This is a genomic window from Streptomyces sp. 7R007, from assembly GCF_054850255.1.
Map to the genome: position 1 here is coordinate 64,184 of NZ_JBTWMV010000004.1, position 20,113 is coordinate 84,296.

A 20,113-nucleotide genomic window follows, 5' to 3' on the forward strand; every position below is an offset into this window, starting at 1 on the left:
GACTTCGAACGATTGCCTGGGTAAATGGAAAACTTCTCGCTGATCCTCGCGATTGTGGTGGTAACCGCACTCGCGTTCGATTTCACGAACGGTTTCCACGACACCGCCAACGCGATGGCCACCACCATCTCGACCGGTGCCCTCAAGCCCAAGGTCGCGGTGGCCATGTCCGCCGCGCTCAACCTTGTAGGCGCTTTCCTCTCCGTGGAGGTCGCCAACACGATCTCCAAGGGTCTCGTCGATGAGAACGGCATCCGTCCCGAGGTCATCTTCGCCGCCCTGGTCGGCGCGATCCTCTGGAATCTGCTGACCTGGCTGGTGGGACTGCCCTCCAGCTCCTCGCACGCCCTGATGGGCGGCCTGATCGGCGCCACCGTCGCCTCCGCCGGCTTCGGCGCCGTGCACGGCGACGTGCTCGTGACCAAGGTGCTGATCCCCGCGGTCGCCGCCCCGGTCGTCGCCGGCGTCGCCGCGCTAGCCGCCACCAGGCTGTCGTACATCCTCGGCAGGAAGACCGAGGGCAAGGCCGCCGAGAAGGGCTACCGGGCCGGCCAGATCGCCTCCGCGGGCCTGGTCTCGCTGGCGCACGGCACGAACGACGCGCAGAAGACGATGGGCGTCATCACCCTCGCCCTGGTCGCCGGCGGTGTCGTCGCGCCCGACTCCGACCCGCCCACCTGGGTCATCCTCTCCGCGGGCCTGGCCATCGCGCTCGGCACCTACATCGGCGGCTGGCGCATCATCCGCACCATGGGCAAGGGCCTGACCGAGCTGGAGCCGCAGCAGGGCTTCGCCGCCCAGACCAGCGCGGCCACGGCCATCCTGGCCTCCTCCCACCTCGGCTTCTCCCTGTCCACCACGCACGTCGTCTCCGGTTCGGTGATGGGCGCGGGCCTGGGCCGCAAGGGCGGTGTGGTCCGCTGGTCCACCGCGACCCGGATGGCCGTCGCCTGGGTGCTCACGCTCCCGGCCGCCGCCCTGGTCGGCGCGCTCGCCGAGTCGGTCACCGACCTCGGCGACTGGGGCACCGCCCTGGTGGCCGTCTTCCTGGTCGCCGCCAGCGCCGCGATCTGGAAGCTGTCCCGGCGCGAGGTCGTCGACGCGACGAACGTCAACGCGACCGAGGAGCCGGCCGGCGTGGTGACCGCGGCGATCGCCGCGGTGGCCCCGCCGCCCGCGGGCGCGGTGGCCGAGGACCTCACGGCCACCATCCCGGCGCCCGCCGCCACCACGGAGCCGACGGCCCCGCCGGCCGCCGCCGTCTGACCGCCCTCAGCCCCCTTAAGGAAGCATCACCATGAAGATCGACTGGGCAGCCCTGGGCTCCGTCTTCGGCGTCAGCCTCGCGGTCACCGTGGGCCTGGTGGCCCTGTTCACCCTCGGCGTCATGGGCCTCGCCCGCCGCGAGCGGGCCGGCGCCCAGGGCACCTCGGCGGCCCTCGCGGTCACCGGCGCGTACGTCTGCTTCGCGGCCTGCGCGGCGGCGGTGGCGTACGGAATCTCCCTGATCATGAACAAGGCCTGAGGCGCGAGCACGGCCTGAGGACCGGGTCCACGCGTGGTGCCGGGGCGGTGATCCGTCCCGGCACCACGCGTTCGCGTGACCACGGCGACCCCGTGCGTGTGGGCCTCAGCACACTCTCCCGTCGCAGGTCAACAGCAAGTTGACTGTCCTTCCGGGGGCGTGGTGGACTGCCGGAGCCATATACGGCGGCAGGAGAGGAAGCCGGTGGAAGTCCGGCGCGGTCCCGCCACTGTCACCGGGGTAGGAAGCCTCGGGAGCCAGGAACTCTCACCGCCGGTCTCGTCGAACCAGGGCGTGGACACCCTGAGTGAGGACATGCCGTCATGCCAGCCTGCCGTCCGAGGTCCAGGACCAGTTCGCTGCCCGAGCCCACGGCCGGCTGAGCCGATGCGTGCCGATCGCGTCTTCGCGTACGGCGCCGCCGCCGGACTCCTCGGTGACCAGCTCCTCGGCGATCCGCGCCGCGGGCATCCGGTCGCCGCGTTCGGGCGGGCCGCCGGCGCCGTGGAAGGGGGGCTGTGGCGCGACCACCGCGGGTGGGGCGCGCTGCACACCGCCGTGTGCGCCGGAGGCGCCGTGGCGCTGGGCGCCGTGGCGCAGAAGGCCGTACGCCGTTCCCCTGCCGCCTCCGTCGCGCTGACCGCCGCCGCCACCTGGGCCGTCGTCGGCGGGACCTCCCTCGCCCGGGAGGCCCGCGCCGTCGGGCGGGCGCTGGCCGCCGGGGACGTCGAGGCGGCCCGGGCACGGCTGCCCCATCTGTGCGGGCGGGATCCGCAGGCGCTGGACGCCGACGGGATCGCCCGGGCGGTCGTGGAGTCCGTGGCCGAGAACACCTCCGACGCCGTCGTGGGGGCCCTCGTGTGGGGCGCCGTCGGCGGGGTGCCGGGGCTGCTCGGGTTCCGGGCGGTGAACACCCTCGACGCCATGGTGGGGCACAAGTCGCCCCGCTACCGGCGGTTCGGCTGGGCCTCCGCCCGGCTGGACGACCTGGCCGGGTGGCCGGGGGCACGGCTGACCGCCGTCCTCGCGGCCGTCGCGGGCGAGGACCGGCGCGGGGCCGTGCGGGCCTGGCGGGCCGACGCCGACCGGCATCCGAGCCCCAACGCCGGGCCGGTGGAGGCGTCGTTCGCGGGGGCGCTCGGCGTGCGCCTGGGCGGGACGCTGTCGTACGGCGGGCGGGTCGAGCACCGGCCCGTGCTGAATCGGGAGGGACGTCAGGTGGGGGTCCACGACATCGAGCGGGCGGTACGGCTGTCCCGTCGCGTCGGACTGCTCGCGCTCGGCGTGAGCGTCGCCGCGCGGGCCGTCCTGAAGGGGCGTGCGTCATGAGCGGGGGGCTGCTCGTGGCCGGCACCACCTCCGACGCCGGCAAGAGTGTCGTCACCGCCGGGATCTGCCGGTGGCTGGTGCGCCAGGGGGTCAAGGTGGCCCCCTTCAAGGCGCAGAACATGTCGCTGAACTCGTTCGTGACGCGCGAGGGCGCCGAGATCGGGCGCGCCCAGGCCATGCAGGCGCAGGCCTGCCGCATCGAGCCGACCGCGCTGATGAATCCCGTGCTGCTGAAGCCGGGGGGCGAACAGAGCAGCCAGGTCGTGCTGATGGGCAAGCCCGTGGGCGAGCTGAGCGCGCGCGGCTATCACGGCGGCCGGCAGCAGAGGCTTCTCGGGACCGTTCTCGACTGTCTGGCCGAGTTGCGGGGCACGTATGACGCGGTGATCTGTGAGGGGGCCGGTTCGCCCGCGGAGATCAACCTGCGGCGCACCGACATCGTGAACATGGGGATCGCCCGCAACGCCGGGCTGCCCGTGCTGGTGGTCGGGGACATCGACCGTGGCGGGGTCTTCGCCTCGTTCTTCGGGACCGTCGCGCTGCTGTCGGAAGCGGACCAGCGGCTCGTCGCAGGGTTCCTGGTGAACAAGTTCCGGGGGGACGTCTCGCTGCTGGAGCCCGGCCTCGACATGCTCCACGGGCTCACCGGGCGGCGGACCTACGGCGTCCTGCCCTTCCGGCACGGGCTCGGCATCGACGAGGAGGACGGGCTGCGGGTGTCCCTGCGGGGCACGGTCCGCGAGTCGAACACCGCGCCGCCCGTCGGGGAGGACGTCCTCCGGGTCGCGGTCTGTGCCGTCCCGCTGATGTCCAACTTCACCGACGTCGACGCCCTGGCCGCCGAACCCGGTGTCGTCGTGCGGTTCGTGGACCGGCCCGAGGAGCTGGCGGACGTGGACCTGGTGGTGGTCCCGGGAACCCGCGGGACCGTGCGGGCCCTGGAGTGGCTGCGCGAGCGTGGCCTTGCCGAGGCGCTGCGGCGCAGGGCCGCCGAAGGCCGCCCCGTCCTCGGCGTCTGCGGCGGCTTCCAGGTCCTCGGCGAGCACATCGAGGACGAGGTGGAGAGCCGGCGCGGACACGTCGAGGGGCTGGGAGTACTGCCCGTGCGGGTGCGGTTCGCCCGCGAGAAGACCCTCACCCGGCCGGTGGGCGAAGCCCTCGGCGAGCGGGTCGAGGGGTACGAGATCCACCACGGGGTCGCCGAGGTCGGTGGGGGCGACCCCTTCCTGGACGGCTGCCGCGTCGGCCAGACCTGGGGTACCCACTGGCACGGTTCGCTGGAGTCCGACGGGTTCCGGCGGGCCTTCCTGCGCGAGGTGGCGGCCGCCGCGGGCCGCCGTTTCGTGCCGGCCGCCGACACCTCGTTCGCCGCGCTGCGCGAGGAGCAGCTCGACCGGCTCGGCGACCTGATCGAACAGCACGCGGACACGGACGCGCTGTGGCGGCTCATCGAGTCCGGCGCGCCGCAAGGACTGCCCTTCATTCCACCGGGAGCGCCCGCATGAGCACAGTGTTGTTGTTGTCGACCGCCGACACCGATCTGCTGGCGGCCCGGTCCGCCGCCGGTGCCGACTACCGGATCGGCAACCCGATGCGGGTGGACGTCGAACAGGAGCTGCCGGCGCTGATCGAGGGCGCCGACATCGCCGTCGTACGACTGCTCGGCGGCAAGCGGGCCTGGGAGGACGGGCTCGCCGCGCTGAAGGCGTCCGGAGTGCCGACCGTGCTGCTGGGCGGGGAGGCGGTGCCGGACGCGGAGTTGATGGCCGAGTCGTCCGTGCCGGCCGGTGTGGTGGCCGAGGCGCTGAGGTACCTCGTCGAGGGCGGCCCCGGGAACCTCACCGAACTCGCCCGGTTCCTCTCCGACACCGTGCTGCTGACCGGCGAGGGCTTCGTGGAGCCGCAGAAGATGCCGGAGTACGGCGTCCACGGCTCGTACGCCTCGCACGACGGGCGTCCCACGGTCGGCGTGCTCTTCTACCGGGCGCACGAACTCAGCGGCAACACCGCCTTCGTGGACACCCTGTGCGCGGCGATCGAGGCGCGGGGCGCCAACGCCCTGCCCGTGTACTGCGGTTCGCTGCGCGGGGCGGACCCCGGGCTGTACGAGCTCCTGGGCCGGGCGGACGCCCTGGTCGCCACCGTCCTCGCCGCGGGCCGCACGCACGCCTCGCAGGCCTCGGCGGGCGGCGACGACGAGGCCTGGGACATCGGGGCGCTGGCCGACCTGAACGTGCCGGTGCTGCAGGGACTGTGCCTGACGTCGTCCAGGGCGGCCTGGGACGAGTCCGACGCCGCGCTCTCCCCCATGGACGCGGCGATGCAGGTCGCGATCCCGGAGTTCGACGGCCGTCTGATCACGGTGCCGTTCTCCTTCAAGGAGCAGGGCCCGGACGACGTTCCCGTGTACGTCGCCGACCCCGAGCGGGCCGCGCGCGTGGCCGGGATCGCCGTCCGGCACGCGCGGCTCAGGCACAAGGCGAACGCCGACAAGAAGCTGGCGCTGGTCTTCACCGCGTACCCGACGAAGCACTCGCGCGTCGGCAACGCGGTCGGGCTGGACACGCCCGCCTCGGCGGTGCGGGTGCTGGACGCGCTCCGGGACGCCGGCTACTCGCTCACCGAATACCCCTCCGGCGGCGACGAGTTGATCCACCGGCTGATCGAGGCGGGCGGGCACGACGTGGAGTGGCTGACCGAGGAGCAGCTGGCCGCGGCGCCCGCGCGGGTGCCGCTCGCGGACTACCGAGCGTGGTTCGACGAGCTCGACCCCGCTTTGCGGGACGGGATGCTGGAGGCGTGGGGCGAGCCGCCGGGCTCGCTGTACGTCGACGGGGACGACATCGTGCTGGCGTCCCTGCAGTTCGGCAACGTGGTCGTGATGATCCAGCCGCCGCGCGGCTTCGGCGAGAACCCGATCGCGATCTACCACGACCCGGACATGCCCCCGTCGCACCACTACCTGGCCGCCTACCGCTGGCTGGAGAACTCCTTCGGCGCCGACGCGATCGTCCACATGGGCAAGCACGGCACCATGGAGTGGCTGCCCGGCAAGGGACTCGGCCTCGGCGCGGGGTGCGCCCCGGACGCCGTGCTCGGCGAACTGCCGCTGATCTACCCGTTCATCGTCAACGACCCGGGCGAGGGCACCCAGGCCAAGCGGCGCGGGCACGCCACGGTCGTCGACCACCTCGTGCCGCCGATGGCCCGCGCCGACACCTACGGCGACCTGGCCAAGCTGGAGCAGCTGCTCGACGAGTACGCGCTCGTCTCCGACCTGGACCCGACGAAGGCGCCGGCGGTGCGCGCGCAGATCTGGACGCTGGTCAAGGCGGCCGAGCTCCACCACGACCTGCACGTCGACGAGCAGCCGGACGACGACGAGTTCGACGAGTTCGTCATGCACATCGACGGCTATCTGTGCGAGATCAAGGACGTGCAGATCCGGGACGGGCTGCACGTCCTGGGCGGCGGCCCGGTCGGCGAACCGCGCGTCAACCTGGTGCTCGCCGTACTGCGCGCCTCGCAGGTGTGGGGCGGGCAGGCACACGCGCTGCCGGGACTGCGAGCCTGTCTCGCCGCCCATTTCGGGCTGGTGGAGAAGGAGTTGCTGGCCGAGCCGGGCGCGCCGGTGAAGGTGCCGGTGGAGCTGACGGACCTGGTCGAGGGGCCGGCCCGCACCGCCGCCGACGCGATCGACCTGCTGGAGCAGCTGTGCCGGCGGATCGCGCAGGGCATGGAGGAGCGGGACTGGGCCGCCGCCGACAGCGGTGCCCTGGTGCGCGAGGTCCTCGGCACCGAACTCCCGGACGCCGTCGCGGTGCTGGAGTTCGCCTGCACGGAGGTCGTGCCGCGGCTGGCGCGGACCACCGACGAGATCGGGCACATCCTGCGGGCCCTGGACGGCGGTTACGTCCCGGCGGGCCCGTCCGGTTCGCCGACCCGCGGCCTGGTCAACGTGCTGCCGACCGGCCGCAACTTCTACTCCGTCGACCCCAAGGCCATTCCGTCCAGGCTGAGTTGGGAGGTCGGGCAGTCGCTCGCCGACTCCCTCGTCCAGCGGTACCTGCAGGACACCGGCGACTACCCGAGGTCCGTGGGGCTGACGGTGTGGGGCACGTCCGCGATGCGCACCCAGGGCGACGACATCGCCGAGATCCTGGCGCTGCTGGGCTGCCGTCCGGTGTGGGACGACGCCTCGCGCCGGGTGACCGGCTTCGAGGTGATCGGCCTGGAGGAGCTCGGGCGGCCGCGCATCGACGTCACCGTCCGCATCTCGGGCTTCTTCCGGGACGCGTTCCCGCACGTCGTCGGGCTGATCGACGACGCGGTCCGCGCGGTCGCCGGGCTGGACGAACCCGCCGACCGCAACTTCGTCAAGGCGCACGCCGACGAGGACACCGCCGAGCACGGCGACCGGCGCCGGGCCACCTCCCGCATCTTCGGCTCCAAGCCGGGCGCGTACGGGGCCGGGCTGCTGCCGCTGATCGACGCGCGCAACTGGCGCTCGGACGCCGACCTCGCCGAGGTGTACGCGGTGTGGGGCGGCTACGCCTACGGCCGCGGGCTCGACGGGGTGGCGGCGCGCGGGGACATGGAGACGGCGTTCAAGCGGATCGCCGTCGCCGCCAAGAACGTCGACACCCGCGAGCACGACCTCGTCGACGCCGACGACTACTTCCAGTACCACGGCGGCATGGTCGCCATGGTGCGCCACCTCACCGGCGCCTCCCCCGAGGCGTACGTCGGCGACTCCGCCACCCCGGACCAGGTGAAGACCCGCACGCTGGGCGAGGAGACGCACCGCGTCTTCCGCGCCCGCGTGGTCAACCCGCGCTGGATGGCGGCCATGCGGCGGCACGGCTACAAGGGCGCCTTCGAGATGGCGGCGACCGTCGACTACCTCTTCGGCTACGACGCCACGGCGGGTGTGGTCGACGACTGGATGTACGAGAAGCTCAGCGCCGAGTACGTCTTCGACGCCGAGAACCGGGACTTCATGAAGAAGTCCAACCCCTGGGCCCTGCGCGGGATCACGGAGCGGCTGCTGGAGGCCGCCGACCGGGGGCTGTGGGCCGAGCCGGACGCGGAGACGCTGGAGCGGCTGCGCGCCACGTACCTGGAGCTGGAAGGCGACTTGGAGGGCGACGACCAGTGACCACCCCCTTTCCTTTCACGGCCGTCGTCGGCCAGGACGACCTGCGGCTGGCGCTGCTGCTGAACGCGGTCTCGCCCGCCGTGGGCGGTGTGCTGGTGCGCGGCGAGAAGGGCACCGCCAAGTCGACGGCGGTACGGGCCCTTTCGGCGCTGATGCCGCAGCTGGACGTCGTCTCCGGCTGCCGCTTCTCCTGCGACCCCGGCGCCCCCGACCCGGCCTGCCCGGACGGGCCGCACGAGCCGGGGGCGTTCGAGACGCGTCCGGCGCGGATGGTCGAACTCCCGGTGGGCGCCTCGGAGGACCGCCTCGTCGGCGCGCTCGACATCGAACGCGCGCTGGCGGAGGGCGTGAAGGCCTTCGAGCCGGGCCTGCTGGCCGACGCGCACCGCGGCATCCTGTACGTGGACGAGGTCAACCTCCTCCACGACCACCTGGTCGACCTGCTCCTCGACGCGGCGGCGATGGGCGCCTCCTACGTCGAGCGCGAGGGCGTCTCCGTGCGGCACGCCGCCCGCTTCCTGCTCGTGGGCACCATGAACCCCGAAGAGGGCGAGCTGCGGCCGCAGTTGCTCGACCGGTTCGGCCTCACCGTCGAGGTCGCGGCCTCCCGGGAGCCCGACCAGCGGGTGGAGGTGGTGCGCCGCCGGCTCGCCTACGACGACGATCCGGCCGGTTTCGCGGCCCGTTGGGCGGACGAGGAGGCGGCCGTACGGCAACGGATCGCGGCGGCACGGGAGTTGCTGCCGTCGGTGCGGCTCGGCGACGGGGCGCTCAGGCAGATCGCGGCGACCTGTGCCGCCTTCGAGGTGGACGGCATGCGGGCGGACATCGTGATGGCCCGCACCGCGACCGCGCTGGCGGCCTGGGCCGGGCGGACCGACGTGCTCGCCGAGGACGTACGGCAGGCGGCACTGCTCGCGCTGCCGCACCGGCGCCGCCGCAACCCCTTCGACGCGCCGGGGCTCGACGAGGACAAGCTCGACGAGACGCTGGAGCAGTTCGCCGGGGACGACGACCCGGAGCCCGACGACGACGGGCCTGGCGGACCCGGCGGGGGCGGCGGGCAGCCGGCGCCGGACGAGGGGCCGCAGGGTGACGGCGACACCGGCGCGCGGCCCGAGGCCGGGGAGGACGGCGCGCCGCAGCCCTCCGGCGCCGGCGAGCAGTGCGCCGTAGGGGCCGCCGAGCCGTTTCGCACCAAGGTGCTGAGCGTGCCCGGGATCGGTGAGGGCGCGGCGGGCCGGCGCTCGCGGGCGCGCACCGAGCACGGGCGGACGACCGGGGCGCGGCGGCCCCAGGGGGCGCTCACCAAGCTGCACTTGGCGGCGACCGTACAGGCGGCCGCGCCGCACCAGCGGGCGCGGGGCCGGTCGGGTCCGGGGCTGGTGGTGCGCCGGGACGATCTGCGGCAGGCGACGCGGGAGGGCCGCGAGGGCAACCTCGTGCTGTTCGTGGTCGACGCCTCCGGATCGATGGCGGCGCGGCAGCGGATGAGCGCGGTGAAGGGCGCGGTGCTGTCGCTGCTGCTGGACGCCTACCAGCGGCGGGACAAGGTGGGGCTGGTGACGTTCCGGGGGGCGGGTGCGGAGGTGGCGCTGCCGCCGACGTCGTCCGTGGACGCCGCGGCGGCCCGGCTGGAGTCGCTGCCGACGGGCGGGCGCACGCCGCTCGCGGCGGGGCTGCTGCGCGCGCACGACGTGCTGCGGGTGGAGCGGCTGCGGGATCCGGCGCGGCGGGCGCTCGTGGTCGTGGTGACCGACGGGCGGGCCACGGGCGGTCCCGAGCCGGTGGCGCTGGCCGGGCGGGCGGCCCGGCTGTTCGCGGCCGAGGGAGTCGCGTCGGTGGTCGTCGACTGCGAGTCGGGGCCCGTGCGGCTGGGGCTGGCCGGGCGGCTCGCGGACGAGCTGGGGGGCACGGCGGTGACGCTCGACGAGTTGCGGGCGGACTCGATCGCCGGACTGGTGAAGGACGTACAGAGGAGGGCCGCGTAATGCCGCAGGGGCAGCCGAGTGTCGTGCCGGACGACGGGTTGACGACCCGTCAGCGCCGCAACCGTCCGCTGGTCGTCGTGCACACCGGGATCGGCAAGGGCAAGTCCACCGCCGCCTTCGGGCTGGCGCTGCGGGCCTGGAACCAGGGGTGGCCGATCGGGGTGTTCCAGTTCGTCAAGTCGGCGAAGTGGAAGGTCGGCGAGGAGAACGCGCTGCGGGTGCTGGGCGCCTCCGGCGAGGGCGGGTCGGTCGCCTGGCACAAGATGGGCGAGGGGTGGTCGTGGGTGCAGCGCGACTCCCAGATGGACAACGAGGAGAAGGCCCGGGAGGGCTGGGAGCAGGTCAAGCGGGACCTCGCCGCCGAGACCTACAAGCTGTACGTGCTCGACGAGTTCGCGTACCCGATGCACTGGGGGTGGGTGGACACGGACGAGGTGATCGACGTGCTCCGCGACCGTCCGGGCACGCAGCACGTCGTGATCACCGGGCGGAACGCGCCGGAAAAGCTGGTGGACTTCGCCGACCTCGTGACCGACATGTCGAAGGTCAAGCACCCGATGGACGTGGGCCAGAAGGGCCAGAGGGGCATCGAGTGGTGACAGGTTCCGTTCCCCGGCTGGTCATCGCCGCGCCGGCCTCCGGCAGCGGCAAGACCACCGTCGCCACGGGGTTGATGGCCGCGTTCGCCGCGCGGGGGCTCGCCGTGTCCCCGCACAAGGTCGGGCCGGACTACATCGATCCCGGGTATCACGCGCTCGCCACCGGGCGGGTCGGGCGGAACCTCGACGCGTACCTGTGCGGGCCGGAGTTGATCGGGCCGCTGTTCGCGCACGGGGCGCGCGGGTGTGACGTCGCCGTCGTCGAGGGCGTGATGGGGATGTACGACGGGGCCGCGGGGGAAGGGGAGTTGGCGTCCACGGCCCAGGTCGCGAAGTTGTTGCGGGCGCCCGTGGTGCTGGTGGTGGACGCCTCGTCGCAGTCGCGGTCGGTGGCGGCGCTGGTGCACGGGTACGCGTCGTGGGATCCGCAGGTGCGGGTCGGCGGCGTGATCCTGAACAAGGTGGCGTCGGACCGGCACGAGGAGTTGCTGCGGGAGGCGTTGGACTCGGCCGGGGTGCCGGTGCTGGGGGTGCTGCGGCGGGTACCGCAGGTGGACACGCCGTCCCGGCATCTGGGGCTGGTGCCGGTGGCCGAGCGGCGGGCGGAGGCGCTGGACGCGGTGGCGGCGATGGCCGCGCAGGTCGAGCGGGGCTGCGATCTGGACGGGCTGTGGGAACTGGCGCGCGGTGCGGGGGCGTTGTCGTGCGCCGCCTGGGAGCCGCCCGTGACCGAGGTGCGCCGGCGGGCGGTGGTCGCCGTCGCCGGGGGCCCCGCCTTCACCTTCTCCTACGCCGAGCACACCGAACTGCTCGCCGCCGCCGGCGCCGAGGTCGTCACCTTCGACCCCCTGCGGGACGACCAACTGCCCGAGGGGACCGATGGGTTGGTCGTCGGAGGCGGGTTCCCCGAGGTGTACGCCGCCGAGCTGTCCGCCAACGAGCCGCTGCGCAAGGCCGTCGGCGACCTCGCGCGCGGCGGCGCCCCGGTCGCCGCCGAGTGTGCCGGACTGCTCTATCTGTGCCGGGAGCTGGACGGGCAGCCCATGTGCGGGGTGATCGACGCGCGGGCCCGGATGAGCGAGCGGCTCACCCTCGGGTACCGGGACGCCGTCGCCGTCGGCGACAGCGTGCTGGCCGCCGCGGGGACGCGGATGCGGGGGCACGAGTTTCACCGGACCGTCGTCGAGCCGAGGGCGGGGGCGGCGCCCGCGTGGGGCGTGCGCGCTCCCGAGCGGCGGGTCGAGGGTTTCGTACAGCGAGGTGTGCACGCCAGCTATCTGCACACGCACTGGGCGTCCGAGCCCGGTGTCGCCCGTCGGTTCGTGGAGAGGTGCCGGACGTCATGAGCAACAGCAGGCTGATCGGGGTCGGAGTCGGACCCGGCGACCCGGAACTCGTCACCGTCAAGGGCGTCAACGCCCTGCGCGCCGCCGACGTCGTCGTCGTGCCCGTGATGGACACCGGCGAGCGGGGGCGCGCCGAGGCGACGGTGCTGCACTACGTGCCCGCGGAGAAGGTCGTGCGGGTCGTCTTCGCGCTGAACGAGCGCAGTGACCGCGGGCGGCGGGAGGCCGCCTGGGACGCGGCGGGCGGACGGGTCGCCCAGTTGCTGGCGGCGCACTCCGTCGTCGCCTTCGCGACCATCGGCGACCCCAACGTGTACTCGACGTTCACCTACCTCGCCCAGACCATCGCCGAGCTCCTGCCCGGTACGGCCGTCGAGACCGTGCCCGGCATCACCGCCATGCAGGACCTCGCGGCACGGTCGGGCGCGGTGCTGACGGAGGGCACCGAGCCGCTCACCCTCGTCCCCGTCACCGCCGGGTCGGCCGTCCTCAAGGACGCCCTGAACGGCCCCGGCACGGTCGTCGCCTACAAGTTCGGCCGGCAGGCCGGCGAGGTCGCCGAGGCGCTGCGGGAGACCGGGCGGCTCGGCGACGCGGTGTGGGGCTCGGCGCTCGGACTGGAGAGCGAGTCGATCCGGCCCGCCGCCGACCTCGACGGGGAGCCGCTGCCGTACCTGTCCACCCTCATCGCGCCCGCGCGGCGCGACGGCGGCCGGGGCGGCAAGCTGTGAGTCCCCTCCCGGGGGGCTCAGCCGGCGAGGCCCACCACCAGCCAGATGAACAGCGCGCCCGCGACCGTGCACAGCAGGGTCGAGCGGGCCGGGTGCTCGTGGTGGGCCTCGGGCAGGATCTCGGCTGCGGCGAGGTAGAGCAGCACACCGCCGAACAGGCCCAGATAGCCGCCGAGCAGGCCCTCCGGGATGCTCACGAACGCCGTCGAGGCGGCGCCGACGACCGGTGCCGCCGCGTCCGCGAACAGCATGGTCAGCGCCCTGCGCCGGGCGTTGCCGTACAGGCTGGTGATCGTGTACGTGTTGAAGCCGTCCGCGAAGTCGTGGGCGATCACCGCGAGCGCCACCGCCACGCCCATGCCGCCGCCCACCTGGAAGGCCGCGCCGATCGCCACGCCGTCCATCGCGCTGTGGCCGACCATCGCGGCCGCCGCCGTGAGGCCCACCTCGGGCGCCCGGTGGTCGTGCTCGTCACCGCCGTGGGACGCCTGCCGGCCGGCGAGCGTGCGCTCCACCAGATGGGCCAGCAGGAAGCCGGCCACGAAGAGCAGCAGCGCGGCCGGTACGCCGAAGACCTCGTCGCCCGCCGCCTCCAGCGCCTCGGGCAGCAGGTCCAGGCCGACCACGCCCAGCATCAGGCCGCCGGCCAGTCCGAGGACCAGATGCCGACGGTCGGTCACCCGCTGTGCCGTCCAACCGCCGGCCAGCGTCATCAGGAACGCGCCGAGCGCGACGAAGACCGCCATGGGGCCTTGTTATCCGATCAACAGCCCTTCGCGCACATCGTGCGGCCCCGCCCGCATCACCCTTGGCATGTTTTGTACGGAGAGGACCCGATTTCCATGGCCGATGCCCCCACCGGCAAGGTGACCTTCGTCGGTGCCGGCCCCGGCGCCGCCGATCTGCTGACGTTCCGCGCCGCGCGGGCGATCGCCGAGGCGGACGTCGTGATCTGGGCGGCGAGCCTGGTCCAGGCGGAGGTCCTCGAACACGCGCGCGACGGCGCGGAGATCCTCGACTCGGCGACCATGTCCCTGGAGGACGTCGTCGCCGTCTACGAGCGGGCCCACGCGCAGGGACTGCGCGTCGCCCGCATCCACTCCGGTGACCCCGCCCTGTGGGGTGGCACGCAGGAGCAGCTCGACCGGTGCGCCCGGATCGGGATCGCGACGGAGGTCGTGCCGGGCGTCTCCGCGTTCTCCGCGGTCGCCGCGCTCGCGCAGCGCGAGCTGACCATCCCCGAGGTCGCGCAGTCCGTGATCCTCACCCGGCTCGGCGGCGGCAAGACGCCCATGCCGCCCGGGGAGGAGGTGCGGGAGTTCGCGCGGCACGGCACGACCATGGCGGTCTTCCTGTCGGCCGCCCGCAGCGGGCAGCTGGTGCGGGAGCTGCTGGAGGGCGGCTACCCGACGTCCACGCCGGTCGTCGTCGCCTACCAGGCGACGTGGCCGGAGGAGCTGCTGGTGAGGTGCACGATCGGGACGCTGGAGGAGACCGTCAAGGAGCACCGGCTGTGGAAGCACACGCTCTTCCTGGTCGGCCCGGCGCTGGACGCCGAGGGCACCCGTTCGCACCTCTACCACCCGGGTCACTTCCACGGCTTCCGCAAGGCCGACCCGGAGGCGCGCAAGGCGCTGCGCGAGCGGGGGGCGAGTACGTGATCACGGTGGTCGGTACGGGGACGGGGGCGCCGGTGGCCGCGGACGTGCTGGCCGGGGCCGACCTCGTCGTCGGCGGGCGCCGGCACCTCGACGCCGCGCCGGTGCCGGCGGACGCCGAGCGGGTCGTGCTCGGTCCGCTGGCACCGGCGCTGGACGCCGTCGAACGGCACCTGGACAAGGACGGCCGGGTGGTGGTCCTGGCCTCGGGCGACCCCGGGTTCTTCGGCATCGTACGGGTGCTGGCGGAGCGCTTCGGTCCGGACCGGCTGGACGTACGGCCGGGGGTCTCCTCGGTCGCCGCCGCGTTCGCGCGGGTGGGCCTGCCGTGGGACGACGCGGTCGTCGTCAGCGCACACGGACGCGACCTGCGTACGGCGGTCAACGCATGCCGGGCACATCCGAAGGTGGCGGTACTGACGGGCCCAGGCACGGGCCCGTCGGAACTCGCCACGGCACTGCTGGAACGGGCGGGGGCGCCCGGAGGCGGGCTGCGGACGCCGCAAGCCGGGGTGCCGGGGCCGGAAGACGGAGCGCGAGCGCCGGAGAGCGCAACGCCGGGGCCGGAAGACGGAGCGCGGGCGCCGGAGAGCGTCGCGCCCGTGCCGGAAGACGGAGCGCGGGCGCCGGGAAACGGGGTGCCGGTACCGGAACGCGAAGTGCGGACGCCGGGAAACAGGGTGCCGGTACCGGAACGCGAAGTGCGGGCGCCGGGAAACAGGGTGCCGGTACCGGAACGCGAAGTGCGGGTGCCGGAGAGTGGCGCGCGGGTGTTGGTCGTTGCGTCTGGTCTCGGCTCGGCCGGCGAGCGAGTCGAGCGGGTTTCCGTCGGGGAGGCGGCCGGCCGGGACTGGGGTGCGGACGTCAGCGTGGTCCTGTGCCTCGACGAGGCGCGAGCCCTCGGCGGTGTGCGGACCGTCGCCGGGGCCGCGGCCGGGCCCGCTCGGTGGGCGCTGGACGAGGGCGAGTTCGCCCACCGCGACTCGATGATCACCAAGTTCGAGGTGCGGGCGCTCGCGCTGGCCCGGCTCGGGCCCCGGCTCGGCGACCTGGTCTGGGACGTCGGCGCCGGCTCCGGCTCGGTGGCCGTGGAGTGCGCGCGGCTCGGCGCCGCCGTCACCGCCGTGGAGAAGACCCCGGACGGTGTCGCGCGCATCCGCGCCAACGCCGCCGCGCACGGCGTCGACGTCCAGGTCGTGCACGGGTCGGCGCCGGCCGCGCTGTCCCGGCTCGACGACCCCGACGCGGTGTTCGTCGGCGGCGGCGGGCGCGAGCTGCCCGGCATCGTCGCCGCGTGCGCGCGCCGGGCCCGGCGGACGGTCGTCGTCGCCCTGGCCGCGCTCGACCGGGTGCCGGCCGTGCGCGCGGCGCTCACCGGCGCCGGATTCTCCTGCGACGGCGTGCTGTTGCAGTCGTCGCGGCTGGCGCCGCTGCCCGGGGACGTGACCCGGCTGGCGGCGACCAACCCCGTGTTCCTGCTGTGGGGGGACAGAACCCCCGTTACCGATGAAGGAGTTGCTCAGTGATCGGCCTCATTTCCGCCACCGCGGCGGGGGCGGCTGCGCGCGACCGGCTGGCCGCTGCGTGGCCGGAGCGGACGCGGGTGTACGAGGGTCCCGTCGGGGACGCCGTACGGGCCGCGTTCGCGCAGTGCGAGCAGCTCGTGTGCTTCCTGGCCACGGGCGCGGTCGTCCGGCTGATCGCGCCGCTGCTGGCCGGCAAGACGTCCGACCCGGGTGTGGTGTGCGTCGACGAGGGCGGCCGGTTCGCCGTGTCGCTGGTCGGCGGGCACGGCGGCGGTGCCAACGAACTCGCCCGGGACGTCGGCGAGTTGCTGGGCGCGCAGCCCGTGGTGACCACGGCGACGGACGCGGTGGACCTGCCGGGCCTGGACACCCTGGGCTTCCCGGTCGAGGGCGCGGTCGCCGCGGTGTCCCGGGCCCTGCTGGACGGCGAGCCGGTCGCCCTGCGCGCCGAGGTGCCCTGGCCGCTGCCCGCCCTGCCGACGGCCGACGAGGGCCGGTACGCCATCCGTCTGACGGACCGTCTGGCCGAGCCCGGCGAGGACGAGGTGCTGCTGCGTCCGCCGTCCCTCGTCGTCGGCGTCGGCGCCTCCCGGGGCGCGCCCGCCGAGGAGGTGCTGGGGCTGGTCGAGGGCGCCCTGCGCGAGGCGGGGCTGTCCGCGCGCAGTGTCGCCGAGCTCGCCACCGTCGACGCGAAGGCCGGCGAGCCCGGCATCCTGGAGGCGGCCGAGCGGCTCGGGGTGCCCGTGGTGACGTACTCCGCCGACGAGTTGGCGGCCGTCGAGGTCCCGAACCCGTCCGACGCGCCCCTCGCGGCCGTCGGCACCCCCTCCGTCGCGGAGGCGGCGGCCCTGATCGGGGGCGGCGAACTCCTCGTTCCCAAGCGGAAGTCGGCGATGGCGACCTGTGCGGTCGTACGGCGCCCGGGGCGCGGCCGGCTCGCGGTCGTCGGGCTCGGTCCCGGCGCCCGGGACCTGCTCACCCCGCGCGCGAAGGCCGAACTGCGGCGCGCCGCCGTGCTCGTCGGCCTCGACCAGTACGTCGACCAGATCCGCGACCTGCTGCGACCCGGCACCCGGATCCTGGAGTCGGGGCTCGGCGCCGAGGAGGAGCGGGCGCGCACGGCCGTGGCCGAGGCCCGCGCTGGGCGGGCGGTCGCGCTGATCGGCAGCGGTGACGCGGGCGTGTACGCCATGGCCTCCCCCGCGCTCGCCGAGGCGTCCGACGACATCGACGTGGTCGGGGTGCCGGGCGTGACGGCGGCGTTGGCGGCCGGGGCGATCCTGGGCGCGCCGCTGGGCCACGACCACGTCTCGATCAGCCTGTCCGACCTGCACACCCCGTGGGAGGTCATCGAGCGGCGGGTGCGGGCGGCGGCCGAGGCGGACCTCGTGGTCACCTTCTACAACCCCCGCTCCCGCGGCCGGGACTGGCAGCTGCCGAAGGCGCTCGGCCTGCTCGCCGACCACCGGCAGCCGTCGACGCCGGTGGGTGTCGTGCGCAACGCCTCGCGGCCCGACGAGTCGCGCCGGGTGACGACGCTGGCCGCGCTGGATCCGGCCACGGTCGACATGATGACGGTCGTGACCGTGGGCAACACGGCGACCCGCGAGATCGCCGGGCGCATGGTGACGCCGCGCGGCTACCGCTGGCAGGAGGAGGGCGAGTGAACCGCGTGATCCACCCGATCGAGCAGGAGTCCTACCGGCGGCTGCGGGCGCGGCTGGACACCTCGCACTTCCCGCCGCTGACCCGGGCGGTGGTGGAGCGGGTCATCCACTCCGCCGCCGACCTCGCCTACGCCGACGATCTCGTCATGGACGAGGGCGAGCTGGTCGCGGCGCACGCGGCGCTGCACGCGGGGGCGCCGGTGGTCGTCGACGTCGAGATGGTCGGCGCCGGGATCACCCGGCGGGAGACCGTCTGCCGGCTGAAGGACGCCACGGCACGTCCGGGGCTGACCCGTTCGGCGCACGCAATCCGCCTCGCCTACGAGCAGGTCGGCCCGGGTGCGCTGTGGGTGATCGGCAACGCCCCCACCGCGCTGGAGGAGTTGCTCACCCTGGATGCCTCCCCGGCGCTCGTCATCGGCCTGCCCGTCGGCTTCGTCGGCGCGGTCGAGTCCAAGGCCGCGTTGCGCGCGAGCGGGCTGCCCGCGGTGAGCAACGTGTCCGAGAAGGGCGGGTCGGCCGTCGCCGCGGCCGCCCTCAACGCCCTGCTGTACCACCCCACTTCGCAATCCGAGGAGCAATCGTGACCACCCCGCCGCCCGCCCTGCTCATCGCCGGTCATGGCACCCGGGACGATGCCGGAGCCGAGGCGTTCCGCGACTTCGTACGGGAGTTGGGGCGCCGCCACCCCGAGCTGCCCGTCGCGGGCGGCTTCATCGAGCTGTCCCCGCCGCCGCTGGGCGACGCGGTCACCGAGCTGGTGGAGCGCGGGGTGCGCCGTTTCGCCGCCGTACCGCTGATGCTGGTCTCGGCCGGGCACGCCAAGGGCGACATCCCGGCGGCGCTGGCCCGCGAGAAGGAGCGGCACGCCGGGATCTCGTACACCTACGGCCGCCCGCTGGGCCCGCACCCCGCGCTGCTGTCGGTCCTGGAGCGGCGGCTGGACGAGGCGCTGGGCGCCACCGGCGGGCGTACCGCCGACGACCGTTCGGACGTGACCGTGCTGCTCGTCGGCCGGGGCTCCACCGACCCCGACGCCAACGCCGAGGTGTACAAGGCGGCGCGGCTGCTGTGGGAGGGGCGCGGGTACGCCGGTGTGGAGACGGCGTTCGTGTCGCTGGCGGCGCCGGACGTGCCCAGCGGGCTCGACCGGTGCGCGAAGCTCGGCGCGCGCCGGATCGTCGTCCTGCCGTACTTCCTGTTCACCGGCATCCTGCCGGACCGGGTGCGGGAGCAGACCGAGGGCTGGGCGGCCGCGCATCCGGAGGTCGAGGTGCGGTCGGCGGACGTGATCGGGCCGGAGCCGGAGCTGCTGGACCTGGTGATGGAGCGGTACGAGGAGGCCGTCAAGGGCGATCTGCGGATGAACTGCGACTCGTGCGTGTACCGCATCGCGCTGCCGGGCTTCGAGGACAAGATGGGGGCGCCGCAGCAGCCGCACTTCCACCCGGACGACGACGGCCACCACCATCACGGGCACCACCATCACGGCGGGCACGCCCATGCGCACTGAGCACGATCTGCGCCACCACGGGGACGTGGAGGTCCGTGACGACGGGGCCGCGCTGACCGACCTCGCCGTCAACGTCCGGGCCGACACGCCCCCGGCCTGGCTGCTCGACCGGATCGCCGGGTCGCTCGCCTCGCTGGCGGCCTACCCGGACGGGCGGGCCGCGCGGGCGGCGGTGGCGGCGCGGCACGGGCTGCCGGTGGAGCGGGTGCTGCTGACGGCGGGCGCGGCCGAGGCGTTCGTGCTGTTCGCCCGCGCCCTGAAGATCCGTCAGGCGGCGGTGGTGCACCCGCAGTTCACCGAGCCGGAGGCCGCTCTGCGGGACGCCGGGCACCCGGTGGAGCGGGTGCTGCTGCGGGCCCGGGACGGCTTCCGGCTCGATCCGGCGGCCGTTCCCGAGGAGGCGGACCTGGTCGTCATCGGCAACCCGACCAACCCCACGTCCGTCCTGCACCCGGCCGCCGTCATCGCCGAACTGGCCCGCCCTGGGCGGACGCTGGTGGTGGACGAGGCGTTCATGGACGCGGTGCCGGGCGAGCGGGAGGCGCTGGCCGGACGGACGGACGTGCCCGGCCTCGTCGTCCTGCGCAGCCTGACCAAGACGTGGGGGCTGGCCGGGCTGCGGATCGGGTACGTGCTGGCCGCCCCGGAGACGATCGCGGAACTGGAGCGCGCCCAGCCCCTGTGGCCGGTCTCCACGCCCGCGCTGGCCGCCGCCGAGGCGTGCGTGGCGCCGCGGGCCCTGGCGGAGGCCGGGCACGCGGCCCACCGCATCGCCACCGACCGGGCCCATCTCATCGCCGGGCTCCGGGAGTTCGCACCCGACGGCCTCACCGTCGCCGAACCCGCGGAGGGCCCCTTCGTGCTCGTACGCCTGCCCGGGGCGGCGGCGGTACGACGGCACCTGCGCGACCTCGGCTTCGCGGTGCGGCGCGGGGACACCTTCCCCGGGCTCGACGAGGAGTGGCTGCGCCTCGCGGTACGGGACCGGGCGACGGTGAACCGGTTCCTGCAGGCGCTGGACCAGGCGGTGAGCCTGGCGAAGGGCTGACGGCGCGCCGCGGGCGGGGCAA

General features: G+C 74.4%; 16 protein-coding genes and 1 riboswitch. Of the genes, 15 read left to right on the forward strand and 1 reads right to left on the reverse strand.

The window, feature by feature from the left end; genetic code table 11:
- Nucleotides 1-24 precede the first annotated feature (24 nt).
- From ACYF6T_RS07020 to cobI, 9 genes are all read left to right on the forward strand, one after another.
- Nucleotides 25-1,266: an inorganic phosphate transporter gene (locus ACYF6T_RS07020; RefSeq protein ID WP_461694304.1), complete on the forward strand. Its 1,242-nt coding sequence runs from the start codon at nt 25-27 to the stop codon at nt 1,264-1,266.
- A gap of 31 nt (nt 1,267-1,297) precedes the next feature.
- Nucleotides 1,298-1,525 carry a hypothetical protein gene (locus tag ACYF6T_RS07025; protein ID WP_461694305.1) on the forward strand — a complete coding sequence of 76 codons (228 nt, stop codon included), beginning with the start codon at nt 1,298-1,300 and terminating at the stop codon, nt 1,523-1,525.
- Between the two features lie 146 nt (nt 1,526-1,671).
- Nucleotides 1,672-1,811: riboswitch (cobalamin riboswitch) on the forward strand.
- A 101-nt stretch (nt 1,812-1,912) separates the two neighbouring features.
- On the forward strand, nt 1,913-2,854 hold the full coding sequence (locus tag ACYF6T_RS07030) for a cobalamin biosynthesis protein (RefSeq protein ID WP_461694306.1): 942 nt from the start codon (nt 1,913-1,915) through the stop codon (nt 2,852-2,854).
- Nucleotides 2,851-4,359, forward strand: a complete 1,509-nt coding sequence (locus ACYF6T_RS07035; protein ID WP_461694308.1) for a cobyric acid synthase — start codon at nt 2,851-2,853, stop codon at nt 4,357-4,359. Before ACYF6T_RS07030 ends, ACYF6T_RS07035 begins: the two co-directional genes overlap by 4 nt.
- Nucleotides 4,356-8,012: a cobaltochelatase subunit CobN gene (gene cobN, locus ACYF6T_RS07040; protein ID WP_461694309.1), complete on the forward strand. Its 3,657-nt coding sequence runs from the start codon at nt 4,356-4,358 to the stop codon at nt 8,010-8,012. Before ACYF6T_RS07035 ends, cobN begins: the two co-directional genes overlap by 4 nt.
- Complete coding sequence (locus tag ACYF6T_RS07045; protein WP_461694311.1) at nt 8,009-10,003, forward strand: putative cobaltochelatase; 1,995 nt, start codon at nt 8,009-8,011, stop codon at nt 10,001-10,003. Before cobN ends, ACYF6T_RS07045 begins: the two co-directional genes overlap by 4 nt.
- Nucleotides 10,003-10,602, forward strand: coding sequence for a cob(I)yrinic acid a,c-diamide adenosyltransferase (gene cobO, locus ACYF6T_RS07050; RefSeq protein WP_461694313.1), 600 nt, complete (start codon nt 10,003-10,005; stop codon nt 10,600-10,602). Before ACYF6T_RS07045 ends, cobO begins: the two co-directional genes overlap by 1 nt.
- The gene (locus tag ACYF6T_RS07055) at nt 10,599-11,948 is read left to right on the forward strand and encodes a cobyrinate a,c-diamide synthase (protein ID WP_461694314.1); all 1,350 of its coding nucleotides are present in this window, start codon (nt 10,599-10,601) and stop codon (nt 11,946-11,948) included. Before cobO ends, ACYF6T_RS07055 begins: the two co-directional genes overlap by 4 nt.
- On the forward strand, nt 11,933-12,679 hold the full coding sequence (gene cobI / locus ACYF6T_RS07060; RefSeq protein WP_461694315.1) for a precorrin-2 C(20)-methyltransferase: 747 nt from the start codon (nt 11,933-11,935) through the stop codon (nt 12,677-12,679). The genes ACYF6T_RS07055 and cobI overlap by 16 nt, the downstream gene beginning before the upstream one ends.
- Before the next feature lie 17 nt (nt 12,680-12,696).
- On the opposite strand, the gene ACYF6T_RS07065 is transcribed toward cobI, so the two are convergent.
- Nucleotides 12,697-13,425, reverse strand: coding sequence for a ZIP family metal transporter (locus ACYF6T_RS07065; protein WP_461694316.1), 729 nt, complete (start codon nt 13,423-13,425; stop codon nt 12,697-12,699).
- 96 nt (nt 13,426-13,521) lie between these two features.
- On the opposite strand from ACYF6T_RS07065, the gene cobM reads away from it, so the two are divergent.
- From cobM to cobC, 6 genes are read left to right on the forward strand one after another with little or no spacing between them, the layout of a single operon-like run.
- Complete coding sequence (gene cobM, locus ACYF6T_RS07070; RefSeq protein ID WP_461694318.1) at nt 13,522-14,340, forward strand: precorrin-4 C(11)-methyltransferase; 819 nt, start codon at nt 13,522-13,524, stop codon at nt 14,338-14,340.
- Entirely contained in the window at nt 14,337-15,863 is a 1,527-nt protein-coding gene (gene cbiE / locus ACYF6T_RS07075) for a precorrin-6y C5,15-methyltransferase (decarboxylating) subunit CbiE (RefSeq protein WP_461694319.1), read from the forward strand. The genes cobM and cbiE overlap by 4 nt, the downstream gene beginning before the upstream one ends.
- Nucleotides 15,860-17,530: a precorrin-3B C(17)-methyltransferase gene (gene cobJ, locus ACYF6T_RS07080; protein ID WP_461694320.1), complete on the forward strand. Its 1,671-nt coding sequence runs from the start codon at nt 15,860-15,862 to the stop codon at nt 17,528-17,530. Before cbiE ends, cobJ begins: the two co-directional genes overlap by 4 nt.
- Nucleotides 17,527-18,117, forward strand: coding sequence for a precorrin-8X methylmutase (locus ACYF6T_RS07085; protein ID WP_461694322.1), 591 nt, complete (start codon nt 17,527-17,529; stop codon nt 18,115-18,117). The genes cobJ and ACYF6T_RS07085 overlap by 4 nt, the downstream gene beginning before the upstream one ends.
- Nucleotides 18,114-19,043 (forward strand): sirohydrochlorin chelatase, encoded by a 930-nt coding sequence (locus ACYF6T_RS07090; protein ID WP_461694324.1) that lies wholly within the window; start codon nt 18,114-18,116, stop codon nt 19,041-19,043. The genes ACYF6T_RS07085 and ACYF6T_RS07090 overlap by 4 nt, the downstream gene beginning before the upstream one ends.
- Nucleotides 19,033-20,091 (forward strand): Rv2231c family pyridoxal phosphate-dependent protein CobC, encoded by a 1,059-nt coding sequence (cobC, locus tag ACYF6T_RS07095; RefSeq protein ID WP_461694326.1) that lies wholly within the window; start codon nt 19,033-19,035, stop codon nt 20,089-20,091. Before ACYF6T_RS07090 ends, cobC begins: the two co-directional genes overlap by 11 nt.
- Nucleotides 20,092-20,113 lie beyond the last annotated feature (22 nt).

Coding starts and splice junctions, on each gene's coding strand:
- ACYF6T_RS07065 (WP_461694316.1), bottom strand. CDS start 13,425: ATGGCGGTCTTCGTCGCGCTCGGCGCGTTCCTGATGACGCTGGCCGGC.
- ACYF6T_RS07025 (WP_461694305.1), top strand. CDS start 1,298: ATGAAGATCGACTGGGCAGCCCTGGGCTCCGTCTTCGGCGTCAGCCTC.
- cobO (WP_461694313.1), top strand. CDS start 10,003: ATGCCGCAGGGGCAGCCGAGTGTCGTGCCGGACGACGGGTTGACGACC.
- cobM (WP_461694318.1), top strand. CDS start 13,522: ATGGCCGATGCCCCCACCGGCAAGGTGACCTTCGTCGGTGCCGGCCCC.
- ACYF6T_RS07035 (WP_461694308.1), top strand. CDS start 2,851: ATGAGCGGGGGGCTGCTCGTGGCCGGCACCACCTCCGACGCCGGCAAG.
- cobC (WP_461694326.1), top strand. CDS start 19,033: ATGCGCACTGAGCACGATCTGCGCCACCACGGGGACGTGGAGGTCCGT.
- ACYF6T_RS07030 (WP_461694306.1), top strand. CDS start 1,913: ATGCGTGCCGATCGCGTCTTCGCGTACGGCGCCGCCGCCGGACTCCTC.
- cobN (WP_461694309.1), top strand. CDS start 4,356: ATGAGCACAGTGTTGTTGTTGTCGACCGCCGACACCGATCTGCTGGCG.
- ACYF6T_RS07020 (WP_461694304.1), top strand. CDS start 25: ATGGAAAACTTCTCGCTGATCCTCGCGATTGTGGTGGTAACCGCACTC.